The sequence below is a fragment of the Flavobacterium sp. genome, assembly GCF_027484705.1.
GTDB lineage: Bacteria > Bacteroidota > Bacteroidia > Flavobacteriales > Flavobacteriaceae > Flavobacterium.
This window is the reverse complement of record NZ_JAIXSL010000005.1, coordinates 60,516-84,836: the sequence shown is the minus strand read 5'-3', so window position 1 is coordinate 84,836 and position 24,321 is coordinate 60,516. Positions and strand designations below refer to the sequence as shown.

Genomic DNA, 24,321 nt, shown 5'->3' with positions numbered 1-24,321 from the left:
CCATGGAACCGCCGATTTTTGATGACGTATGCTTATTGCAAAAACCCGATGTGAAAGGTGGCTGGACTTTCATCACCATGCCTGTGATGCCGCATCTTCCTAAGAAAAAAGGCAGCACTACGGTTCGCGTTCGCGGATTCATCGACGCTTACGAACTCAAAAATTTCAGCATCTGGGCGATGAAGAAAGGCACGTTCCTCGCCGTCAAAGCTGAAATCCGCAAAGCCATCAACAAAAAAGAAGGCGACACCGTAAAACTCACGCTCTGGCTAGACGAACCGCAAATGGTGATTCCTGAAGATTTCTTAATTTGCCTGCGCGAAGAACCCAAAATCCACAAACATTTCGAGCAATATCCCGAACCTAAGAAAAAGGAAATCACCGATTGGATTTTCGCCGCCAAAACCGAAGACGAAAAAATCACGCGCATCGCCCAAACACTAGAAAAACTAGAACACGAACTCGCTTCTCAGTAACTCAGGCTCTCAGCTACTCAGCAACTTCAAAACTGTTAATTACTTCTGCAAAACTTTGGCGCACTTTCTCCAATACTGTTTTGACTTTCCACTAAAAAAACTACCTTTGTGGCATGACATTAATTGCTACCGATAACAGTAAGAATCAGGAAATTGTAAAGAATGTTTTTACAATGTATCTTGAAAACAAAGGCCATCGAAAAACGCCGGAACGCTTTGCTATACTTCAGGAAATTTATGACAGCGAAGAACATTTTGATATTGAAAACCTCTACATCAAAATGAAAAACAAAAACTACCGCGTAAGCCGTGCGACGCTTTACAACACCATCGAATTGCTGCTCGACTGCGCTTTAGTACGCAAACACCAATTCGGGCAAAACCAGGCGCATTACGAGAAATCGTATTTCGACAAGCAGCACGACCACATCATCATGACCGATACGGGCGAAGTCATCGAGTTCTGCGATCCCCGAATTCAAACTATTAAGCAGACGATTGAGGAGATTTTCGGGATTGAAATACACAACCATTCGCTGTATTTCTACGGAAACAGGAAAAAAACTGAGGAACAATCATAAAAATATGGGCGTTACCTGCGGTCCGGGCTTTCGGCACTCGCTTTTTTACGCCGAACAACGACGCAAAAAGAGCTCAGACAAAGCCTTAATCCCTAACGCACACAAGACACACAACAACTCACCACTAATTACTCACCACTAACTACACAAAATGGCCGTAGATTTATTACTAGGATTGCAATGGGGCGACGAAGGCAAAGGAAAAATTGTCGACGTACTCACCTCAAAATATGATATCATAGCGCGTTTTCAGGGCGGGCCAAACGCCGGACACACGCTAGAATTCGACGGAATCAAACACGTCCTGCGTACGATTCCATCAGGTATTTTCCACAAGAACTCCATCAACATCATCGGAAACGGTGTCGTCATCGATCCGGTGGTTTTCAAAAGCGAACTCGACGGCTTGGCGAAATTCAACCTAGACATCAAAAACAAACTGATCATTTCGCGCAAAGCGCATCTGATTTTACCCACACACCGCCTACTCGACGCGGCTTCGGAAGCCTCAAAAGGGAAAGCTAAAATTGGTTCCACTTTAAAAGGAATTGGCCCGACTTATATGGACAAAACCGGAAGAAACGGTTTGCGTGTCGGCGATATCGAGCTTGAAGATTTCAAGGAGCGCTACCGCAGTTTGGCAGACAAACATGAGGCGATGATTCAGTTTTACGATGTCAACATCCAATACAATTTAGCGGAACTCGAAAACGAATTTTTCGATGCGATTGAAGATCTGAAAAAACTCACATTCATCGATTCGGAAGAATATCTACACCAAGCCCAAAAAGCCGGAAAATCAATTTTGTGTGAAGGCGCCCAAGGTTCGTTGCTAGACGTAGATTTCGGAACTTATCCATTTGTGACTTCATCCAATACTACGGCGGCTGGAGCTTGTACCGGTTTGGGAATCGCACCCAATAAAATCAAGGAAGTCTACGGAATTTTCAAGGCTTATACGACACGCGTCGGCAGCGGCCCATTTCCTACCGAAGATTTTGAAGAAGCCGGTGACATCATGGCTAAAGTCGGCAACGAATTCGGTTCGGTCACCGGAAGAAAAAGACGCTGCGGCTGGCTTGATCTTGTGGCTTTAAAATATGCCGTACAAATTAATGGTGTCACACAGCTGATGATGATGAAAGGCGATGTATTATCTGGTTTTGAGACTTTAAAAGTAGCCACCGCTTACGAATATAAAGGCGAAAAAATAGACCACTTACCTTATAACATCGAACCAGAAAACGTCACGCCGGTGTATCAGGAATTCAAAGGATGGAAAGCGGATTTGACTGGAATGAGCAGTTATTTAGAATTGCCAAACGAACTCAAATCCTACATCGAATTTATAGAAACAGCACTTGAAGTGCCGATCAAAATCGTTTCTGTAGGGCCTGATAGAACGCAGACGATTTTGCGATAATGGCACGCGGGTGAAACGGAATGACGCGAATGTCACGGATTTTTATTCCGAAAACAAATAACAAAAAAGCCGTACAAATTGTACGGCTTTTTATATTTCGAGCGTTTTATTTACAGACTGAAAATAAAGGATTCTGAAGGTGTGATCGTAATGTTTACCGTTCCGGTTCCGTTGACTACTTTTAGTTCCGCTGTGGTTTTGTTATACAATTGGTCTTTGATCGGATAAGTACCATCTTTTAAATGCCATTCTTTGATGATGTTTTCCGGAATCTTCAATTCGAAATTGCTTGTAGTGACCCAAGAGAAATTCGATACAATAATCAGCTTTTGTGAATCAGACCAACGCACGAAGGAATAAATGCCTTCATCATATCCTGTAGTGCTTTCTCGGTTAATGCTTTGGATTTGTTGGTATTTCCCCATCAACGCGGAACTATTGATAGAAAAATTCAACAATCTTTTGTAGAAATCCCTTAAATCCTTTTCGGAATCGGTCAGCTTCCCGCCATCATACATTCCATCATTGGCCCAACGCTGAATGGTCGGAACACCGATATAATCGAAGATTGAAGTACGGGTTGGTTTGCCAAAACCGGCGTCTTCATTTCCGGCTTCACCGAGTTCCTGTCCGAAATAAACCATTGTTGGCGACGTACTGAGCGTGGTTGAAACCACCATCAACGGTTTTCCTTTCTCGGGTGTGCCAGCAAATGCGCTACTTGCCAGACGTTGTTCGTCGTGATTGTCAAGAAAATGGAACATATGGTGCTCGATATCCGAATAACGCTCCTGAATTCCTGAAATCGGATCCGGCAAAGCTTTTCCGTAAATCACTTGTTTCAGATGGTCGTATAAATCGACTTTGTCATACAAATAATCCATTTTCCCTAATCGAATGTAGTTTCGATATTCGTTCGGATTGTAGACTTCCGCCAATAAAAAGGCAGACGGGTTTTTCATTTTAATGGCTGAATTCATATAGCTCCAAAACTCGTAAGGCACCATTTCCGCCATATCATAACGGAAACCATCGATGCCTTTGGCCGTCCAGTATAAAGCGATATCGCGGAATTTTTTCCAGGAATTTGGCACGTCTTTGCCTTTCCAGAAAGCATAATGTTCCTGAAACGATTTCTGATCAAAACCTTCGGGCAATGTTGGAAAATCTTTGCTTCCATCTGGCTTGATACCATAATTGACTTTTACGGTTTCATACCAATCATTAATATCCGGTTTTGCCTGACGCGAACCATTTCCGGTCCATTTTGCAGGTTTCTCATAAAAATTTCCATCAATCAGAGGATTTTGTTCTCCATTCAAAGGCTTATACGTATCGGAAGTGGGCACTTGGAAACTCTCATTCGGGATGTAATAAAAATTATTGTTTCTATCATATTCCACATTCGTTTTATCATCAGCTCCGAAATCACGAACGCCAGGAGGATTTGACTTTCCCTCATATTTTCTCGCAATATGATTCGGAACAATATCGATGATTACTTTCATACCGTTTTTATGAGTACGCGCAATCAGAGCTTCAAATTCCTTGAGGCGATTGGCTGGATTCACAGCTAAATCAGGATCGACATTATAGTAATCTTTTACGGCATAAGGAGAACCTGCCCTTCCTTTAACAATATCCGGATCGTCATTCGAAATGCCGTACTTTGTATAGTCCGTTACAGTAGCATGATGTGGAACGCCTGTATACCATATATAAGTAACGCCCAAATCTTTAATCGCTTTTAAAGCTTTGTCTGTAAAATCATTGAATTTCCCCACGCCGTTTTCTTCAATCGTTCCCCAAGGCTTGTTGGTGGTATTGGTATTGCCAAACAGTCGCGTAAATACCTGGTATACCACTTCTTTCCTTTCGACTTTCTTTTCTATAACTGGTGGTGGTTTTTTAGTAGTCATGGGCTTTTTCTTTTTGGTTTGGGCATTCGCAGCTAATGTCAAGGCTATCAGTGCGAGAAAAATGATTTTTTTCATGGGTTGGCTGTTTTAAATGTGACCGCTTACAAATATAAAAATTTGGACATCACTTCCAATCAACTAATAAATAATTCTTAATAACGGTTTTCGTAGTGGGGTTTTTCATAAATTTGGCACTCGAGACCGTAGGTCGAATTGTTATGAAATAAAAAAAATTACAGCATTGAAAAGCACCCGTTTTCTTATTCTTATCGCCTTTCTTTTTATTGGAATGGAAACGCTTCTGGCGCAAAGTCCGAAGAAAATCATTATCGAACATTCTGATTTTTTGGATGTCAACCAAACCGAAATTCCCGATGCTTTGCTGTTGCAGGGCAATGTCAGCATCAATCACGATGGTGTCAGGATGTATTGCAATAAAGCCTATTATTTTCAAACTGAAAATTACGTTAAAGCCTTTGGTGATGTAAGGATGATCCAAGGCGATACGCTTTTCATGAACAGCAAATATGCCGAATACAATGGCAATAAAAAGCAAGCGTATGCCACGGGAAATGTAGTGATGCGATCTCCGGAAATGAACCTGGTAACCGATACGCTGAACTTTGACCGCGTTTCGCAACAAGCTTATTACAATACCAACGGAACCATTACCAATAAAGACAATGTCCTGAAAAGTAAATCCGGGCGGTATTATGCCAATGAAAAAAAGTTCCAGTTCCTGACTGCCGTAACCATTACCAATCCTAAATATGTGGTGAAATCGAACCACCTTGATTATTACAACAATTCTGGGCATTCATACTTGTTTGGGCCGTCAACGATTACAAGCAAGGAGAATTTCATTTACACCGAAAACGGATTTTACGACAGCAAGAAGAATATCGGCCACTTTTTAAGGAAATCTTACATCAAATACAAAGACCGGCTTATTGAAGGCGATAGTTTGTTTTACAATAGGAACAACGAATTTGCGTCGGCTACGAACAATGTCAAGATCACCGATACCATCAACAAAGGCATTATCAAAGGGCATTACGCCGAAGTATACAAACAGAAAGATTCGATGTTTGTCACGCGAAGGGCCGTAGCGATCAATCTGGTCGATAAAGATTCGGTATACATTCATGGCAAAAAACTCATGATAACCGGAAAACCAAGCCAACGAATTATCCGGGCTTATAACAATGCTAGAATATTCAAAACTGATATGAGTGGCAAATGCGACTCAATACATTCAAGTCAAATTACCAATATCACCCAACTCATCGGCAAACCCATTTTGTGGAATTTCGACAACCAAATGACCGGCGATGTCATGCATCTCGTGGGCAACGACCAGACCCAAAAACTCGATTCGCTCAAAGTGCTCAACAATGCCTTCATCATCTCGAAAGATTCGCTGGGAACCGGATTTAATCAGGCTAAAGGGCTAAATTTATACGGCAAATTCCGTGACAATAAATTGTATGAAGCCGACATCATCAAAAACACCGAAGTGATTTATTTCTTGCGCAACGATGCCCACGAACTCATCGGCATCAATAAGAATGTCAGCAGCCGGATCAATATGACCCTTGATGGCAATACGATTGACAGCATGACGTTTTTCACCAATGTAGACGGCGATATATATCCCGATAAAGACCTACCCGAAAACGCGAGGAAACTCCGCGGATTCATCTGGCGCGAAGACGAACGCATCAAAACCAAAGACGACATCTTTCCGCCCGAGGAAAATGAGATGAACGAGAAGATTATCAAAGACAGTAAAGCCGAAATGGCTAAGGAAAACGTTCCTATGAAAATCCGAAAGGAAACTTTGGATTATGATAAGAACAATCCAAAGCCGAAGACAGAACCGATTCCTGCCGACAAACCCGCAGCCAAATAAACCTTTAGCGAACTTCGCGTTAACCTTTGCGAACTCGCGGTTAAACTCAAAAATCGTGAACCCAGATTTCCTACAATACCAAGCCCAAACTTCACCCTATCCGCTAGGCATGGAAGTTTCCCATGCTATAGGTTCTTACATCTACGACACCAACAATAAAAAATATTTAGACTTCGTAGCCGGGGTTTCTGCATGTACGCTTGGCCATCAAAACCAACGCGTCAACGAGGCGATCAAAAACCAACTCGACAAATACTCGCACGTGATGGTTTACGGAGAATATTCCCAAAGCCCGGCCGTGGAATATTGCAAACTATTGGCTTCACTCCTACCCAAACCTTTAGAGAAAACGTATCTCGTCAATTCCGGAACCGAAGCCACTGAAGGCGCCCTAAAACTTGCCCGACGTGTCACCGGAAGAAGCCAACTGATCTCGTGTCAAAACGCCTACCACGGAAATACGATGGGCTCGATGAGCGTCATGGGATTTGAGGAGCGCAAACAAGTGTTTCGTCCGTTGGTTCCCGATGTTGATTTCATTACGTTCAACAACGAAGCCGATATTCAGAAAATCACCACTAAAACCGCCGGAATTATATTAGAAAGCATTCAAGGCGGCGCAGGTTTCATTCAACCCCAAAATGATTTCCTGCTCAAAGTAAGAAAACGCTGTGATGAAGTCGGAGCACTTTTGATCATCGATGAAATCCAACCCGGTTTCGGACGCACCGGAAAATTGTTCGGTTTCCAAAACTATAATATCGTTCCCGACGTAGTTATATTAGGAAAAGGAATGGGTGGCGGTATGCCCGTCGGAGCATTTTCAGCCTCGGCAGCCCACATGGATTTGCTTAGCGACAACCCCAAACTCGGCCACATCACCACATTTGGCGGTCACCCTGTCATTGCGGCAGCCTGTTTGGCGACTTTGCAGGAAATTACTGAGACAGACCTCATTCCGCAAACATTAGAGAAAGAAAAACTATTCCGGTCGCTTTTGGTACATCCTTTGATAACCGAAGTCCGCGGAAAAGGATTGATGCTGGCTGCTATGACGGCGCATCCTGAGATCACCAATCAGGTGATTTTCAAATGCCAGGACAAAGGATTGATTTTGTTTTGGTTGCTCTTTGAAGGTAATGCAATTCGGATTACGCCGCCGCTCACTATTTCTGAAGAGGAGATTCGGGAAGGCTGCGCGATAATTCTGGAAGCACTAAACGAGGTTCAATTGATAATTGATAATTGATAATTATTTTCAGAAGCTTAATCCTGCTATCCGCTAAATCTTTCACGCCGAAAGCCGGCGCAAAAGGATACCGCTGCTATCAGGGCTATGGTACTAAGTTTCAGTAGAAATTTATGTGTTAATTAAATTGTTCACAACAATTCCGGACTTTTCCCCCATCTAGTATAACTTTCCTAATTTTAGTTTAGGATAACTTAAACCCAAAGCTATGCAACTTTCCGACGAAGAAGACGATTACAACTTATCCTTGTCCAAATTTGAGTCGATGTTGAAAACCAACAAAGTACTCTTCTTTGACTCTGAAGAATTTGAGGAAATCATCCTGCATTACCTCGATATGGGCAAAGCCTCATTGGCTAAAAAAGCGCTGAAACTGGCTTTAGAACAGCATCCCAAATCTACAGGCCTCAAGCTCGTTCAGGTAGAAATGCTGATCTACGAAGACAAACTCGATCTGGCCGAAAAACTGCTCAACGAGTTGTTCGCCATCGAACCGCACAACGAGGAAATCTACATTCAAAAAGCCAGTATTTATTCCAAACGCGACGACCACGAAAAAGCCGTCGAGTTATTAAAAACCGCACTAAAGTTTACGGACGATTACGCCGATGTCTACAATCTGATAGGCATGGAATACTTGTTCATGGACAACCTCGAACTGGCCAAAGAGAACTTCATCAAATGTCTCGAAGAAGATGTTGAAGATCAGGCCGCGTTATATAATGTCGTCTATTGTTTTGAGTTTTTGGATCAAAATGAGGACGCCATCAAATACCTTAATCAATACATCGAGAAAAACCCGTACAGCGAAATCGCATGGCATCAGGAAGGCCGTTTGAATTATGGGCTCAAACGATATGAAGAAGCTTTACGTGCTTTCGAATTCGCTACTTACATCGACGATGAATTTTTAGGCGCATTCATGGAAAAAGCCAAAACTTTGGAAAGGCTTAAAAGATACGAGGAAGCGATTGAAAGTTATAACAGAACCATCGAACTCGACGATCCGACTTCTTATGCGTTGTTGCGTATCGGGAAATGCCACGAAAAATTAGGCAATAAAGTTTTAGCTTTAAAATTTTTCAACAAAACGGTGCACGAAGATCCTCTGCTCGACAAAGGCTGGATTGCGATCACCGATTTTTATGTACGTCAAAAGAATTTCCAAAAAGCATTATATTACGTGAACAAAGCGTTGCATATCGATAACGAAAACCGTTTCTACTGGAAACGCTACGCGACGATCAATAAGGAATTGAATTTCTTCGAAGAAGCGGAACATGGTTACAGAAAAGCTGTCGAATACGGCGATTACATGCTCGATACTTGGTTATTCTGGGTTGATACTTTACAGTTTTTAGGAGAATTTGAAAGCGCAATTCAGACATTATTGCAAGCTTCCGAATATTTTCCGGAAGAATACGAGGTGGAATACCGTTTGGCTGGATTATATCTGATGCTTCAGGAAACCGAAAAAGGCAAATTCCATTTGAGCAATGGGTTGCGACTTAATTTCAAAAACCGGATGCTTTTGGAACACCTTTTTCCAATAGTTTGGGAGATGAAGCTCGTGCAAAAAGCCATCGACAAATATTCCAATAAGTAATGAAAATATATGGTTTGATCGGAAAAAATATTAGCTACTCGTTTTCCAAAAAATATTTTACGGAACGTTTTGCCAATACTAATGCTATGGATTGCGTTTATGAAAATTTCGACATCGATTCTATTGATGATTTCCCAAAATTGATTCAAAACAATCCTGACTTAATGGGGCTGAATGTCACGATTCCATACAAAGAAAGCATCATTCCTTATCTTCATTCATTATCTAAAAAAGCTACTAAAATCGGCGCGGTGAATGTCATTGGATTCACCAAAAAAAGAAACCTAAAAGGTTATAATTCTGACTATTACGGTTTTAAAAAATCTTTAAAAACTGTACTACAACCGCACCACCAAAAAGCGCTGATTCTCGGAACCGGTGGTGCTTCAAAAGCGGTGGCCTTTGCCTTGGAAGAACTTGCTATTCCATTTGCTTTCGTTTCAAGGGAAGATCACACAAACACCACCACTTATGAGCGGCTCAACGCGACAACTTTTGACAATTATCAAATCATCATCAATTGTACGCCTTTGGGAACAAGCCCGAATACCAAAGAATTCCCTCCAATTCCTTACCAGTTTTTTACCGAAAAACATCTCGCATTCGATTTGATTTACAATCCCGAAGAAAGCCAATTCCTCAAAAAAGCCAAAAAGAAAGGCGCCACTACCAAAAACGGAATGGACATGCTGATTTTTCAAGCAGAAAAAGCTTGGGAAATCTGGAACAGGTAATTTCATTTTGGTGCTGAAACGCGCACTATTTTTTTCTTAACAAATTCGTAATGACTATAAATAAAGGTTTTTCTTTGAATTTTACCTTGCCTTTACTATCTTTCGCGTTCCAAAAGTTGAAAATAAGTAACAAACCTTAAACATTTTAGTAATGTTAGAAGAAAAGAATGATAGCCTGCCACAAACAAGTCAAGAGGCAGATGGAAAGTTAGAATCTGTTTTACAGGAACCGCAAACTGCTGAAAGTGAAGCCTCTGCTTTAACTTCCGAAGCTCATGAATTTCCGACTGCTGCGTCAGAATCAGTAGAAGAATTGACACCAGAAGATACTGTCGTTGAAACGATTGAAGAAGTGGTTGAAACATCAGAAGAACTTACAGCGGTCGAAAATGAACAGCCTATTGAGGAAGTAGTTATTGATTCCGAACCTGAACAAGTAGAAACGCCAGAAACTCAGGAAGCAGTTGCCGAACAACACGAGGAAGTCGAAATTGAAAAAGTTGAAGTTGAGGAGGTTCAGCCAGAAGTTACAGCTCCTAAAGCAGAATCTCAAGAAGATGCTCAAACTACTTCCACAGATCATGACATCATTTCCGCAATTACTGATGTAAACGCTGCTGAAAGCGAAGATGTAACCCTGCGCCACGACATTCCAATGCTCGACTATGAAGCCATGCCTATGGATACTTTGGTGACAGAGTTGGAAAATCTTGTCGCTTCCGATAAAGTGATGGCCATCAAAGACCACGTTGAGGAATTGAAAAAATCATTTTTGGCGAAATACCACCATTTCATCGAAGAGAAAAAAGATGAGTTTCATGCGGAAAATCCTGATTCAACAGAAGATTTCAATTATCATTTACCTTTAAAAACAAAATTCGACCAATTATATACGCAATATCGCGATCGCAAAAACAAGCATTTCAAAAGCCTGGAATCGAATTTAAAAGGCAATCTCGAAACGCGTTTAGCCATCGTTGAAGAATTGAAAAACCTTATCAATCCTCAGGAAAATATTAAGGATGTGTTGAAGCAATTCAATGATCTCAGGGAACGTTGGAAAAATGCCGGTCCGATTCCGAAAGACAAATACAACCACGTCTGGAACAACTATCATTTCCATGTAGAGAATTTCTACGATTACCTACATTTAGATCGTGAAGCCCGCGACGTAGATTTCAAACACAACCTCGAACAGAAACAGAAAATCATCGCACGTGTTGAAGAACTGGTGCATGAAGAAGACATCAACAAAGCCTTCCGTGAGCTGCAGGATTTACACCGCCTCTGGAAGGAAGATATTGGTCCGGTTTCAAGAGAACACCGTGAAGAAGTCTGGAACAAATTCAGCGATCTGACCAAACAGATGCACGACAAAAGAGAATCTCTTTTTGAAGGCCTTAGAGCGAAAGAACAGGAAAACCTCGACCGCAAAAAAGAAATTATCGCACGCATCGAAGCGATTGCCGAGGAAAAAGTCGCTACCCATTCCGCTTGGTCTGCACAAGTAGCCAAAGTGGAAGCCGCGAGAAACGAATTCTTCTCCGCAGGAAAAGTACCAAGTGAAGTGAACGAGGAGACTTGGACGAATTTCAAGAATGCCGTCCGCAATTTCAATGTGCTTAAGAACGCGTTCTACAAAGACATCAAAAAAGACCAGACAACCAATCTGAACCTGAAACAAGCTTTGGTAGCAAAAGCCAAAGAATTGCAGGAAAGTACCGATTTTGCTGCAACCACACCAATGATGAAGCAGATTCAGGAAGAATGGAAAACGATCGGCCATGTGCCAAGAAAATATTCGGATCAGCTCTGGACGGAATTCCGCGCGGCCTGTAATGCTTATTTTGAAAAGATGAAAGCGCATAAAGCTGAGGAAAATCCTGAAGAAGTCGAAGCGTTCGAAAAGAAAAAAGCGCATCTAGAAACTTTGAAAACTTTCGAAATGACCGGCAACCACAAAACCGATCTCGATGCGATTAAAGCCCATATCGAAAGCTGGAAAAGCTATGGCAAAGTGCCTTTTGGAAGACGCCACATCGAAGGGAAATTCAATAAAATCCTCGATGCTTTATTTGAAAAACTGAGCCTCAGCAAAAAAGAAACCGATATGGTCCGTTTCTCCAACCGCGTGGGCAACTTATCGGAAAACAACGACAGTCGTAAGCTAGAGAATGAGAAGATTTTCATCATCCGAAAAATAGAGGAACTTCAGAATGAAATCTTTCAGCTCGAAAATAACATCCAGTTTTTTACGAATACCAAAAATGCGAAGAAAGAAAATTCCATCGTATTGGAAGTAAGAAAAAACATCGCCAAACACAAGGAAAGCCTTGAAGTATGGAAAGAAAAACTCAAGCAATTGAGAAGCATCAAACAGGAATAATCAAAATATTGTTTCACTACGAACCTCATATTGAAAAGTATGAGGTTTTTTTATGGATATGATATTTGTCATCCTAAATTTCTCCGGCCTACTCTATTTTTGACTTATTGAAATCAAACTGCTATGAAAAATTCATTAATCCAAAAATACAACGTTCCGGGCCCACGCTATACAAGCTATCCGACGGTTCCTTATTGGGATGAAAGCCATTTCAATGAGGATATCTGGATCGAAACCCTCAAAAAATCGTTCATCGAGAGTAATGAAAGCCAAGGCATCAGCCTATACATTCACTTGCCGTTTTGCGAAAGCATGTGCACTTTTTGCGGCTGCAACAAACGCATCACCAAAAATCATGAAGTCGAGCATCCATACATCGAAGCGGTTTTGAAGGAATGGGTTTTATATTGCCAGCTTTTAGGCGAAAAACCAACCATCAAGGAAATCCATCTCGGAGGCGGAACCCCGACATTTTTTTCAACCAAAAACCTCGAAGATTTAATCAACGGGATTTTAAGTTATGCCCACAAAGCGAAAGATTACGAGTTCAGTTTTGAAGGCCATCCCAACAATACCAGCCGCGCGCATCTCCAAAAATTATACGATTTAGGCTTCAGAAGGGTCAGTTTTGGTGTGCAGGATTATTCCGAGAAAGTGCAGCAAGCAATCCATCGCGAGCAACCTTTTCACAATGTGGCGAAAGTTACTTTTTGGGCGAAAGAAATCGGATATACTTCCGTGAGCCATGATATCATATTCGGACTTCCGTTTCAAACTGTTGAGGATGTCATCGATACGATTGAAAAAACCAATTCCCTCCGCCCTGACCGTCTTGCATTTTACAGTTATGCACATGTTCCGTGGATCAAAGGCAATGGACAACGCGGCTTCAAAGATGAAGATGTTCCCAAAGACGATCAGAAACGCAAACTTTACGAAGTCGGCAAGCAATTGTTATTTGAGAATGAATACCACGAAATCGGTATGGATCATTTTGCGCTCAAAACCGACAGCCTTTATCAAGCTTTCCAAAATGGGAAACTACACCGCAATTTTATGGGCTACAGCGCTTCTAAAACCCAAGTGATGATTGGTCTTGGCGTTTCTTCAATCAGCGACAGTTGGTATAGTTTCGCGCAGAATGTGAAGAGTCTTGAGGATTATTATCAGGTTCTCGAATGGAATAAACTTCCTATTGCGCGAGGGCATTTGCTTACCGCTGAAGATTTGACCATCAGAAAACACATTCTGAACCTGATGTGCCAATTTGAAACCTCGTGGGAAAAGGATGAAGATGCCTTTGCAGAAATCCCTGAAGTCATCGAACAACTAAGTGAAATGGAAGCGGATGGCCTATTGATTATTGAAAAGCAAGGAATCAAAGTCACCGAATCCGGGAAACCTTTTGTACGCAATATCTGTATGGCCTTTGACTTGCGTCTGAAACGAAAAACGCCCGAAACCCAATTGTTTTCGATGACCGTATAAATAAAAAATCACGCTGTTACTAGCGTGATTTTTCCCCAATTTAATGAACTTTAGTTTTGCAACAGCGCGTACATCTGGTCTTTTAAGAACAATAATTTGGTCTTAAGTTCTTTCATTGCAGTGTCTGTCGCAACTTCTATGTTCATATGAATTCTATGAATCTGATGTTCTAACTCATGATATTCATCAAATAGTTTTCTGAAATGCGGATCTGAAACTTTCAGTTCGTGAATCTTATCCTGGAGTTCCGGGAACTCGTGCAATAAATCGTGCTTTTCCATGATTGTTTTGTTTTTGGTTTATACTTAATATTGTCTTTAATGGCAATGCGGTTGCTGCTGCACGAACAAACTCATGTCTGACGGCGAAACGTACGGAATTCCTAAACCGAGGCCTCTAAGAATGAATAAAATCCCAATGATGACGCTCACATAAGGAATCACTTTCTGGATTCTATTTCGAAACGGAACGGTCAGGAAGGCATTCATATAAACGACGCTGCTCATCATCGGCACCGTGCCCAATCCGAAAAGCATCATATACAACACTCCTAAATCCGCGCGTTGCATGGCGATGGCTCCGAAAAGCGCGACATAGACCAAACCGCAAGGCAGGAATCCGTTGAGCAAACCTATTGTAAATAAAGAACGGTAACTTTTGTTTTTGAACTGTTTTCCCAACGCTGCTTTTACGTTAGAGATTATTTTGAAAACCGGCTTCGAAAAATTGTAACGTGCGAATAGCTTTTCAGGAATCAAAACGACGATGATGATTGCAATACCCACAAAAATTGATAATCGTTGTTGCATTCCGGCGAGAAAGAAGCCTTTTCCGAGCAATCCAAAAACGAATCCGATACTGGCGTAAGCGGTCAATCTACCTATGTGATAAGTGATAATTTGCGTTACTTTTCTAGCCTGATTGTGCGCATCAACAGGCAACATCATCGCAATCGGGCCGCACATGCCAATACAGTGCAGGCTGCTGATCAATCCGAAAATGAAAGCCGTGTAAAGCATATTACTGGATATAAATACTTTGTTTCTGCAAGTAATCCTTTCCTTCATAGCGCCATGCCAAAGAAATGTCCCAAAGACCGCCCACCAATCTTGATTTAGGTATGAGCAAAGTTGGACCAGATGTCGAAATAGGAACTTCAAAATCCAGTTTTTTGTTAGACGGTCTGTATAGGGACACTTTTCCATGTAACTTTGCGGGGATAAAGTTAGATGGATAAGCGATACTGATTCCTTCGGCAAGCTGCGTTACCGTTGGCTTTTGAGCCAAATCGTGCGCGTTCTGCACCTGCACCATTTCTTCTTGGAAATGCGCATCGTGTTTGTAATATTCTTCCACCACCAATTCGTTGTCGTATTTGGAATTGGATTGCACTTTATAGACGAAAGACAGTATGAATGTCATAAAAAGCGCAAACGCAATGACAATCGACGTACCCCAATTGATACTGAAACTTTTCTTGGTTTTGAGATCTGTTACCATGTTGTTTTAATTAAATGTTCTTGGACTCAGGAAGTTGGTCGTGGCGGTTTCAATTTTCTTTTGGCCGTTATACACTTCAATTTTGAGTTTTGTTTTATCGCTTTCGAGCAGATAATGATTGATTTCAATGAATAAAGTACCTTCTGCCGAACCTTGTTTTTTGATCTTGAATTCCTGTTCACCAACCACATTGATCTTGCCTTTGATGCCATTGAGTTTGAAATGGATATCATTGAAATCCTCATTGGTCTTATTGATGATCTTAAAGGTGAAGATGTTACTGATATTATCGCCTTTATGCTGGAACAATTGTCCTGGCAAGCGCAACACCGTAGCTTCAACTTCCGTTCTCAGAAACAACAGACCGGTTAAGATTCCCATGATGATCAGCAATACCGCGGTATAGCCTTTCATTCTCGCGGTGAACTTGAACTTCGATTTTTTCTCGATTTCATCTTCAGATGCAAAGCGAATCAGCCCTTGAGGCAAACCTACACTGTCCATGATTGTGTTGCATTCATCGATGCAGGCCGTGCAATTGATGCATTCAAGCTGCGTTCCGTTTCGGATATCGATTCCGGTCGGACAGACATGAACGCACTGATGACAATCGATGCAATCGCCTTTCCCTAAAGCGGCGCGGTCTTCTTTTTTATTGAACTTGGCGCGTCCGGCTTCTTTTTCGCCACGTACAAAATCATACGCGACGTTGATCGATTTGTTGTCGAGCAAAACGCCCTGCAAACGCCCGTAAGGACAAGCGATGATGCAAACCTGTTCGCGGAACCAGACAAAGACGAAATAGAAAACTCCGGTGAAAATCAAGAGTGCAATCAACGTGCTGAGATGCGTTGCCGGGCCGTCTTCCACCATTTGAATCAATTCATCGCTACTGATTAAATACGCCAGAAATACATTGGCTATCGCAAAAGAAATGATCGCGAAAATCGTCCATTTTAGGGCTTTCTTTCTGATTTTTTCAGAGTTCCATTCCTGTTTGCTCAATCGGATTTGGGCACCGCGATCGCCTTCGATCCAGTATTCAATCCTGCGGAAAACCATTTCGAGAAAAATCGTCTGGGGGCAAATCCATCCGCAGAAAATCCGTCCGAAGATGACCGTAAACAAAATCACGAAGACAACGCCCACAATCATAAACAACACGAACAGATAGAAATCCTGTGGCCAAAAAGGGAACCCGAAAAGATTGAAACGACGTTCCAGCACGTTGAACATCATAAACTGGTTCCCGTTGATTTTCACGAACGGATTCGCCACCAAAACGATCAATAAGAAATAACTAACCCATTTGCGGTAGTCGTACCATTTCCCTGATGGTTTTTTTGGAAAGATAAATTTCCGTTTTCCCTGCTCATCAATCGTGGCAATGGAATCCCTAAACGTTTCATCAGGCAATGTTGACATGGCTTATTTTTTTACTTGTGTACTATCAACTGGTGTTGTTGCAGCTACTGCCGCTGCGGGTTTGGTGTCATCAACCCAAATCTCACCATCGGGTGCTTTCGGGTCTTTAGGATTACTGCCTTGCAATGACAATACATAACTCGCAACATGCTGAATGTCTTTGGGTTTTAGCGTCGCTTTCCAGGAAATCATTCCTTTTCCGTCACGGCCACCATTGGTAATCGTATGGAAAACGTTTTTGATGCCGCCCCCTAAAATCCAATTTTCATCGGTTAGGTTTGGCCCAATTTGTCCGCCTCCATCGGCTCTGTGGCAAGCCACGCAATTGGCCGTGAATATTGATTTTCCAATAGCCAAATCAGCCGGATCGGTCAATAAGGTTACAGTTTTTTCGTCCATCAAATCGGGAGCATTTTTCATGTATTCAGCGACATCGATTTTAGCCTGAGCCATTTCTCTCTTAAGCTCCATTTCCTGATTGTCGGCGCCCATGATTTCGAAACGTACCAAGTAAACCGCAGCAAAAATAATCGTAGTGTAGAAAAGGTAAACCCACCATGGCGGCAAGGTATTGTCCAACTCTTTGATGCCGTCGTAATCGTGGTCGAGCATGACGCTGCCTTCGCTTTCCATCGGTTCGGATCTGGTGAGCAGTTTCATCATGGTTTTGAACCAAGCCGTATCTTTAATACTCATATTGGTGCTTTCTGCCAACATTTTTTTCTGCTCATCTGAAAGCAGATGGTAAGTGACATTGTCTACCGCGCTGATCGTAATTTCAATCGCTATCAAAAGGAAAAGAAACACGAAAAGGAAAACGGAAACCATTGGGAATTTGACAAATGCCGGACGATCTCCCGAGTCGATGAAATACTCCATTGCCAACATGACACTGAAGAAAATTACAGGAACCCTTACGTAAACTGGAATTAATTTTTTCATTACTTCTATTTTAAAATTGCGTAATTATTTATCGTTTAATGGAATCTGGCTCATCTCGTTGATTTTTTCCTTGTTGTATGAGAAAACCCACGCAGCAAGTCCTACAAAAAAGAGGAAGAAAATCAAGAGTGACATGACGGGATAAATGGCCACCCCGTCGATGGTTTCCATATTGTGTTTGATTTGTTCGAACATGAGGCTATTTTTTAAGGTTGTCTTTTACTTTGATATCGGTTCCCAATCTTTGGATGTAGGCAATCAAGGCTACAATCTCTCTTTCATGCATCGGCACGAATTTCTCGCCTTTGGCTTCTGCTTTTTTCTTGCTGTCTTCGTAGCTTTTTACGAAATCAGGATCAGAATGTAAGTTGTTTTCAATCAGCATCGATTGTTCTTTGATCGCATCTTTAGCGTAAGCGATTTGCGCGTCAGTGTAAGGAACACCGAGGGTTTTCATCGCTTTCATTTTGTCTTCAATATTCGCAATGTCTAGTGCTTTGTTATCGAATAGCCATTTGTATGAAGGCATGATCGAACCTGAAGAAATACTTTGCGGATCCCAGAAGTGGTTGAAATGCCAGTTGTCATTGTATTTACCGCCTTCTCTAAGCAAATCCGGACCGGTACGTTTGGAACCCCATAAGAATGGATGGTCATAGACAAATTCTCCTGCTTTAGACTGTGGACCATAACGCTCGACTTCACTTCGGAAAGGACGCACGTTTTGAGAGTGGCAGCCGACACAACCTTCACGGATGTATAAGTCACGGCCTTCCAATTCTAAAGGTGTGTAAGGTTTGACGCTTGCAATGGTCGGAATGTTAGATTTCACCATAATCGTCGGTACAATCTGAATGATACCTCCGATAAGAATCGCAACTACCGCAAAAATGGTCAATTGGATTGGTCTTCTTTCCAACCATGAGTGCCATTTTTCACCTTTCATTCTGCCATTGCTGATCGCTTGTAAAGCAGGAGCTTGTGCGGCTTCGTCTTCAACACTGGAGTTGGCTCTGACGGTTTGGATAATGTTGTAAACTAATACCAACATTCCTATTAAATATAAAGTTCCTCCTACAGCACGAATGGTATACATCGGGATGATTTCTTTGACCGTTTCAAGGAAATTTCCATAAGTCAATGTGCCATCAGGGTTGAATTGTTTCCACATCGAAGCTTGCGTAAATCCAGCTACATACATTGGAAGTGTATATAATATAATTCCTAAAGTTCCAATCCAGAAATGGAAATTCGCCAATTTCAAAGAATACAAAGGTCCTTTGGTAAGTTTTGGAATCAGGTAATAAATCATACCGAAGGCCATGAAACCATTCCAGGCTAAAGCGCCAACGTGAACGTGGGCAATAATCCAGTCAGTAAAGTGCGCAATCGCGTTGACGTTTTTCAACGATAACATCGGACCTTCAAAAGTCGCCATACCATAACCGGTAACGGCTACTACGAAGAATTTCAGAATCGGTTCTACTCGAACTTTATCCCAGGCACCGCGTAGTGTCAGCAATCCGTTGATCATACCACCCCAAGACGGAGCAATCAACATGACTGAGAACACAACGCCTAAGTTTTGCGCCCAGTTAGGCAAAGCGGAATATAATAAGTGGTGTGGTCCGGCCCAGATGTAGATGAAGATCAAAGACCAAAAGTGAACAATCGACAATCTATAAGAATACACCGGACGGTTCGCCGCTTTCGGAATGAAATAATACATCAATCCTAAGAAAGGCGTAGTCAGGAAGAACGCAACGGCGTTGTGTCCGTACCACCATTGTACCAAAGCATCCTGAACACCGGCATATACAGAATAACTTTTTAAAGCGGAAACCGGCAATTCCAAACTGTTGAAGATGTGCAACACCGCAACAGTGACAAACGTGGCGATGTAAAACCAAATCGCTACATATAAGTGACGCTCTCTTCTTTTTAAAATCGTACCGATCATATTGATACCAAAAACCACCCAAATCAGTGCAATCGCAATATCTATAGGCCATTCCAATTCGGCATATTCTTTAGACGTTGTGATTCCGAGCGGCAGTGTGATGGCTGCAGAAACGATGATGAGTTGCCAGCCCCAAAAGTGCAGGTTGCTTAAGAAATCACTGAACATCCTGGCTTTGAGCAGCCGTTGCAATGAATAGTAAATGCCCGCAAACATCGAGTTGCCGACAAAAGCGAAAATAATAGCGTTGGTATGTAAAGGTCGTAATCTTCCGAAACTCAGCCATGGAATCCCATCGGTGATGTTAGGAAAGAGAAACATGATGGCTAGAATCAGCCCAACTAACATTCCCACTACACCAAAAAGGATGGTTGCATAAAGGAACTTCTTTACAATTTTGTTGTCGTAATAAAATTGTTGCATTTCCATAATTAAATTTGTTTTTCTACTGTTTGTATTGATTTTGGTTTTTCTGGAGTAAGCTCATCGTCGAAAAGCATTCTGACCGATGGCGTGTAATCATCATCGTATTGCCCGGTTTTGACGGCCCTGATAAACGCGATAAAGAAAATAATCGCAACGATGATACTGATGGAGATTAATAAATAAATAACGCTCATACCTTAAGTTTATATTAACAAATTTACTTTGACCACTTCTTAAAAAATATGACATTTATCATACTATAGATATATATTCCGAAACTGCTTAACCCCTGTAAAACCTAACCTTTCCGCGCGTAATAATTGCTCATCAATGTCACGAAACTCACAATCGTGATCGTACTCAGCGGCATGATGATCGCAGCCACAAGCGGAAGTAAATTCCCGGTAATCGCAAACGACAATCCGACGACATTATATAATAAGGAAAGCGCAAAACTCATATAGATCGTCCGCATCGCATTTTTCGAAAACCTCAAAAAGAAATCGAGACGTTTGAATTCTGTGGCGTCCAGAATCGCATCACAGGCCGGAGAAAACACATTGACATTCTCAGAAATTGAAATCCCGACATTGCTTTGCGCCAAAGCTCCCGCGTCGTTTAAGCCGTCACCGACCATCATCACGTTGTGCCCTTGCGCCTGTAAAGCTTTTATGAATTCGAGTTTCTGTTCGGGTTTTTGGTTGAACACCAATTCGGTTCCTGTTGGCACGATATGTTCCAACACTTCGCGTTCGCCTTCATTGTCGCCTGACAAAACTTTAATCTGGTATTGCTTGCTGAGCTTTTGAAACAAGGCTTCAAGTCCGTCGCGGTATTGGTTGTTGAAAATGAATTTTCCGTAGTAGACTTCATCGATCTGAATATGTACGGCAGTCTGTTGCGCGGTTTCTTCTTCGTGGCTTTCGAAAAATGCGCCCGATCCGATTTTGATCTTGACATGCTCGCAAATCGCATCAATGCCTTTTCCGGTAATTTCCTGAAAGTAATTGACCGTAGCCGCTTTTCCAACGGGCAGAAAATCATACAACATGCGACTCAACGGATGGTTTGAAGTTCTGATGATGCTTTTGATGAGTAACAATTGTTGGTCTGAAAGTGCTTTTCCTTCATAAGAAATCGTCGCGGCTTTATTGGTTGTAATCGTTCCGGTCTTATCGAAAACCAGCGTATCGACTTTAGAGAGTTGTTCGATAACCATTGCGTTTTTGAGGTAGAACTTCCTTTTGCCTAAAATCCGAAGTACATTCCCGAAAGTGAATGGCGCCGTTAAGGCCAAAGCACACGGACAAGCTACAATCAGCACGGCGGTAAATACATTGAACGCCGTATCGGTATCGATGAAAATCCAGTAGCCAAATCCGGCGAACGCAATCAATAATAATATAGGTGTAAAATACTGACTGATTTTATCGGTGATGGTCTTGTGCTTCTGATCGACTTTTTTCTGGAACACATCGTTGCTCCACAATTGCGTAAGGTAGCTTTGCGAAACGGTGTGCAACACTTCCATTTCGATGACTTTGCCCATTTGTTTGCCGCCCGCGAAGACTTTATCTCCGGAATGTTTGGTGATCGGAATGGCTTCACCAGTCACGAAACTGTAATCGAGTTCGGCTTGGTCGGAAATCAAAATCCCATCGACGGGAATCAGTTCCTGGTTTCTGATTAATAGCCTGTCGCCTTTTTCGATGTCGTAAACCGGAATACTTTCTTCCACATTGCCTGTGATTTTGGTAATCGCAATCGGGAAATACGATTTGAAGTCGCGTTCGAAACTCAAAAAACTATAAGTTTTGATCTGGAACATTTTCCCCAACAGCATGAAGAAAATCAAACCGCACAAACTGTCGAAAAAGCCCGAACCGTAATCAAACACAATATCAACGGTGCTTCTAACAAACATCACGATGATGCCTAACGCAATCGGAATCTCGATGTTGAGCATTTTAGCGCGGATGCTTTTATAAGCCGCCACGTAATATCCGCTCGCAGAATAGAAGAAACTCGGTAGCGACAAAGCGAAAATCAACCAGCGGAAAAAACCCCGGTATTGATCGAGCCAATATTCCTTCACTTCAAAATATTCGGGGAAAGAAAGCAGCATGATGTTGCCGAAACAGAAAAATGCCACACCCAGTTTATAAGTCAGACTGTGGTCGATTTTGGTTTTTCCGGTTTCATAATTGTCGAGGCTGATATAAGGTTCGTAACCAATCGAACTCAACAACAAGACGATTTCCTTAAGCGAAACCTGCTCAGCGTTATAAGTAATCCTGACCTTCTTCTCCGGAAAATTGACCTGTGAAGTGCTTATTCCTTTTTGAAGGCGTTGTAGATTTTCCAGAATCCAAATACACGAACTGCAATGAATATAAGGAATGTGCAGCGATACAATAGCGGTTGTATCTTCCCGAAACTCCAGTAGTTTGCTAACGATACTTTCATTGTCTAAGAAATCATATTTTCCCTGAATATCTAATGGTGTTGTTCCCGGGGATTTTTCGAAGTCGTAATAACAGGTCATGTCGTTGAGACTGAAAATTTCGTACACGGTTTTGCAGCCGTTGCAACAAAATTGCTTGTCGTCAAAAGCGATGACTTCTGTTTCTGCGATGTCTAATCCACAATGGAAACATTGGGTTGTGTCCATATTTTTTGCTCATTTTACCTGATGCAAAGTACCTGAACAGTTGTTAATTAAAATATGACAATTGTCATACATAATCATTAAATTTGCCGCAACAAATCCCCATTGTTATGAGTAAATGTGAACATTGTATCGTTAGGGAATTCAGTTCCCTCAAAGCTTTAAATAAAGAAGAACTGCTGAAAATGGCGGAATGCAAGACCTCGCGCCTCGTCAAGAAAGGGGAAACCATCTTCGAGGAAGGTGAAAACGTAAACGGGATTTACTGCGTCAAAGATGGCATCTGCAAACTCACCAAACTGAGCCCGAATGGCAAAGACCACATCGTCAAACTTGTCAAAAAAGGGGAATTGTTGGGCCAACGTTCGATGATCAGCGACGAACCTGTAAACCTTTCCGCTATTGCTATGGAAGACATGCAAGTCTGTTTCATCCCGAAAGCGGAAATGATGGGTTTCTTCAGCGAGAACAATAAATTTTCATTGAATGTGATGCAGACTATTTGTGGCGATCTCAAAGAAGCGGACGACCACATGGTTTCACTGGCGCAGAAAAATGTAAAAGAAAGGCTTGCTGAAACCTTGCTTTATTTAGAAGATACTTTTGGTACGAATAAAGACGGTTCGCTGCACATCCAGTTGTCACGTGAAGAATTGTCGGGCATTATCGGTACGGCGACCGAAAGTTGCATCCGTTTGTTGTCAGACTTCAAAAAACTTGGGCTGATTACGCTTGAAAGTAAAAAAATCACTATTGTTGACAGAAACAAATTAAAGCGTCTTTCCGAGCAATCTTTATAACTTTTTGGCTTCGTTCCAGAAGACATCCATTTCGGCTAGTGTCATATCCATTAAGGGTTTACCCAATTCGCCGGCTTTATTTTCGAGGTATTGAAAACGTTTGATAAATTTCTTATTCGTGCGCTCTAAAGCATCTTCAGGATTGACGTTTAAGAATCGAGCATAATTGATCATCGAAAACAGCACATCGCCAAACTCGGCTTCTATTTTTTCCTGATTTCCGACCACAACTTCATCCTGCAATTCCTGCAATTCTTCCTGAACTTTGTCCCAAACCTGGTGCGGTTCTTCCCAATCAAAACCGACGCCTTTGACTTTATCCTGAATCCTGCTGGCTTTTACTAGAGCGGGCAAACCTGCGGGAACGCCTTCCAACACAGATTTTTTTCCTTCTTTGAGTTTGAGTTTCTCCCAGTTTTGCTTGACTTCTTCTTCATCCTTGACTTCAACGTCGCCATAAATATGCGGATGGCGGTGGATCAGTTTTTCGCAAATCTCATTACAGACATCGGCAATATCGAATGTATCGCTTTCACTTCCAATTTTTGCGTAAAACACGATATGCAGCAACAAATCGCCGAGTTCTTTCTTGACTTCATTGAGGTCGTTGTTCAATATTGCGTCGCCGAGTTCGTATGTTTCTTCAATCGTAAGATGGCGCAATGATCCGAGGGTTTGCTTTTTGTCCCACGGGCATTTTTCGCGCAAATCATCCATAATGTTCAATAAGCGTTCGAAAGATTGGAGTTGGAGTTGTCTTGAATTCATAGGAAAGATTTATTTCATCCGTTTGGCTAAAGCCACAAGGGTGTAAAAATAACAAATC

General features: G+C 41.9%; 21 protein-coding genes. 10 read left to right on the top strand and 11 right to left on the bottom strand.

Annotated features, from left to right (window positions below; translation table 11 throughout):
- Positions 1 to 2 precede the first annotated feature (2 nt).
- The 3 genes from Q0058_RS01840 to Q0058_RS01830 all read left to right on the top strand — a co-directional run bounded on the left by Q0058_RS01840 (position 3) and on the right by Q0058_RS01830 (position 2,480).
- Positions 3 to 476 (top strand): YdeI/OmpD-associated family protein, encoded by a 474-nt coding sequence (locus tag Q0058_RS01840; protein ID WP_298221028.1) that lies wholly within the window; start codon positions 3 to 5, stop codon positions 474 to 476.
- 113 nt (positions 477 to 589) lie between these two features.
- A complete protein-coding gene (locus Q0058_RS01835; protein WP_298221027.1) occupies positions 590 to 1,057 on the top strand; it encodes a transcriptional repressor in 468 nt (155 codons plus the stop codon).
- Positions 1,058 to 1,208: 151 nt separating this feature from the next.
- The gene (locus Q0058_RS01830; protein ID WP_298221026.1) at positions 1,209 to 2,480 is read left to right on the top strand and encodes an adenylosuccinate synthase; all 1,272 of its coding nucleotides are present in this window, start codon (positions 1,209 to 1,211) and stop codon (positions 2,478 to 2,480) included.
- Positions 2,481 to 2,590: 110 nt separating this feature from the next.
- Here the strand turns inward: Q0058_RS01830 and Q0058_RS01825 are convergent, their stop codons facing one another.
- Positions 2,591 to 4,399: an alpha-amylase family protein gene (locus tag Q0058_RS01825; protein WP_298221065.1), complete on the bottom strand. Its 1,809-nt coding sequence runs from the start codon at positions 4,397 to 4,399 to the stop codon at positions 2,591 to 2,593.
- A gap of 289 nt (positions 4,400 to 4,688) precedes the next feature.
- Here Q0058_RS01825 and Q0058_RS01820 point away from each other — a divergent pair, with 289 nt between their 5' ends.
- The 6 genes from Q0058_RS01820 (at position 4,689) to hemN (ending at position 13,774) form a co-directional block, all read left to right on the top strand.
- A complete protein-coding gene (locus Q0058_RS01820; RefSeq protein ID WP_298221025.1) occupies positions 4,689 to 6,311 on the top strand; it encodes an OstA-like protein in 1,623 nt (540 codons plus the stop codon).
- A 55-nt stretch (positions 6,312 to 6,366) separates the two neighbouring features.
- Entirely contained in the window at positions 6,367 to 7,560 is a 1,194-nt protein-coding gene (locus Q0058_RS01815; protein WP_298221024.1) for an aspartate aminotransferase family protein, read from the top strand.
- 208 nt (positions 7,561 to 7,768) lie between these two features.
- Complete coding sequence (locus Q0058_RS01810; RefSeq protein ID WP_298221023.1) at positions 7,769 to 9,166, top strand: tetratricopeptide repeat protein; 1,398 nt, start codon at positions 7,769 to 7,771, stop codon at positions 9,164 to 9,166.
- Complete coding sequence (locus Q0058_RS01805; RefSeq protein WP_298221022.1) at positions 9,166 to 9,900, top strand: shikimate dehydrogenase; 735 nt, start codon at positions 9,166 to 9,168, stop codon at positions 9,898 to 9,900. The genes Q0058_RS01810 and Q0058_RS01805 overlap by 1 nt, the downstream gene beginning before the upstream one ends.
- Before the next feature lie 151 nt (positions 9,901 to 10,051).
- Positions 10,052 to 12,286, top strand: a complete 2,235-nt coding sequence (locus Q0058_RS01800) for a DUF349 domain-containing protein (protein ID WP_298221021.1) — start codon at positions 10,052 to 10,054, stop codon at positions 12,284 to 12,286.
- Between the two features lie 123 nt (positions 12,287 to 12,409).
- Positions 12,410 to 13,774, top strand: coding sequence for an oxygen-independent coproporphyrinogen III oxidase (gene hemN / locus Q0058_RS01795; RefSeq protein ID WP_298221020.1), 1,365 nt, complete (start codon positions 12,410 to 12,412; stop codon positions 13,772 to 13,774).
- 50 nt (positions 13,775 to 13,824) lie between these two features.
- Here the strand turns inward: hemN and Q0058_RS01790 are convergent, their stop codons facing one another.
- The 9 genes from Q0058_RS01790 to Q0058_RS01750 all read right to left on the bottom strand — a co-directional run bounded on the left by Q0058_RS01790 (position 13,825) and on the right by Q0058_RS01750 (position 22,698).
- A complete protein-coding gene (locus Q0058_RS01790) occupies positions 13,825 to 14,055 on the bottom strand; it encodes a DUF465 domain-containing protein (protein WP_298221019.1) in 231 nt (76 codons plus the stop codon).
- 36 nt (positions 14,056 to 14,091) lie between these two features.
- Positions 14,092 to 14,793 carry a sulfite exporter TauE/SafE family protein gene (locus tag Q0058_RS01785; RefSeq protein ID WP_298221018.1) on the bottom strand — a complete coding sequence of 234 codons (702 nt, stop codon included), beginning with the start codon at positions 14,791 to 14,793 and terminating at the stop codon, positions 14,092 to 14,094.
- A gap of 1 nt (position 14,794) precedes the next feature.
- Positions 14,795 to 15,274: a FixH family protein gene (locus tag Q0058_RS01780; protein WP_298221017.1), complete on the bottom strand. Its 480-nt coding sequence runs from the start codon at positions 15,272 to 15,274 to the stop codon at positions 14,795 to 14,797.
- A gap of 6 nt (positions 15,275 to 15,280) precedes the next feature.
- On the bottom strand, positions 15,281 to 16,699 hold the full coding sequence (gene ccoG / locus Q0058_RS01775; protein ID WP_298221016.1) for a cytochrome c oxidase accessory protein CcoG: 1,419 nt from the start codon (positions 16,697 to 16,699) through the stop codon (positions 15,281 to 15,283).
- Positions 16,700 to 16,702: 3 nt separating this feature from the next.
- Positions 16,703 to 17,641, bottom strand: a complete 939-nt coding sequence (locus tag Q0058_RS01770) for a cbb3-type cytochrome c oxidase N-terminal domain-containing protein (RefSeq protein ID WP_298221015.1) — start codon at positions 17,639 to 17,641, stop codon at positions 16,703 to 16,705.
- 24 nt (positions 17,642 to 17,665) lie between these two features.
- Positions 17,666 to 17,836 carry a CcoQ/FixQ family Cbb3-type cytochrome c oxidase assembly chaperone gene (locus Q0058_RS01765; RefSeq protein ID WP_298221014.1) on the bottom strand — a complete coding sequence of 57 codons (171 nt, stop codon included), beginning with the start codon at positions 17,834 to 17,836 and terminating at the stop codon, positions 17,666 to 17,668.
- A 4-nt stretch (positions 17,837 to 17,840) separates the two neighbouring features.
- Positions 17,841 to 20,030, bottom strand: coding sequence for a cytochrome-c oxidase, cbb3-type subunit I (gene ccoN / locus Q0058_RS01760; protein ID WP_298221013.1), 2,190 nt, complete (start codon positions 20,028 to 20,030; stop codon positions 17,841 to 17,843).
- A gap of 2 nt (positions 20,031 to 20,032) precedes the next feature.
- Positions 20,033 to 20,221: a cbb3-type cytochrome oxidase assembly protein CcoS gene (ccoS, locus tag Q0058_RS01755; protein ID WP_298221012.1), complete on the bottom strand. Its 189-nt coding sequence runs from the start codon at positions 20,219 to 20,221 to the stop codon at positions 20,033 to 20,035.
- A gap of 104 nt (positions 20,222 to 20,325) precedes the next feature.
- Positions 20,326 to 22,698, bottom strand: coding sequence for a heavy metal translocating P-type ATPase metal-binding domain-containing protein (locus Q0058_RS01750; RefSeq protein ID WP_298221011.1), 2,373 nt, complete (start codon positions 22,696 to 22,698; stop codon positions 20,326 to 20,328).
- Between the two features lie 107 nt (positions 22,699 to 22,805).
- Here Q0058_RS01750 and Q0058_RS01745 point away from each other — a divergent pair, with 107 nt between their 5' ends.
- A complete protein-coding gene (locus Q0058_RS01745) occupies positions 22,806 to 23,495 on the top strand; it encodes a Crp/Fnr family transcriptional regulator (RefSeq protein ID WP_298221010.1) in 690 nt (229 codons plus the stop codon).
- On the opposite strand, the gene mazG is transcribed toward Q0058_RS01745, so the two are convergent.
- Positions 23,490 to 24,263, bottom strand: a complete 774-nt coding sequence (gene mazG / locus Q0058_RS01740) for a nucleoside triphosphate pyrophosphohydrolase (protein WP_298221009.1) — start codon at positions 24,261 to 24,263, stop codon at positions 23,490 to 23,492. The genes Q0058_RS01745 and mazG overlap by 6 nt on opposite strands.
- Positions 24,264 to 24,321: the final 58 nt, after the last annotated feature.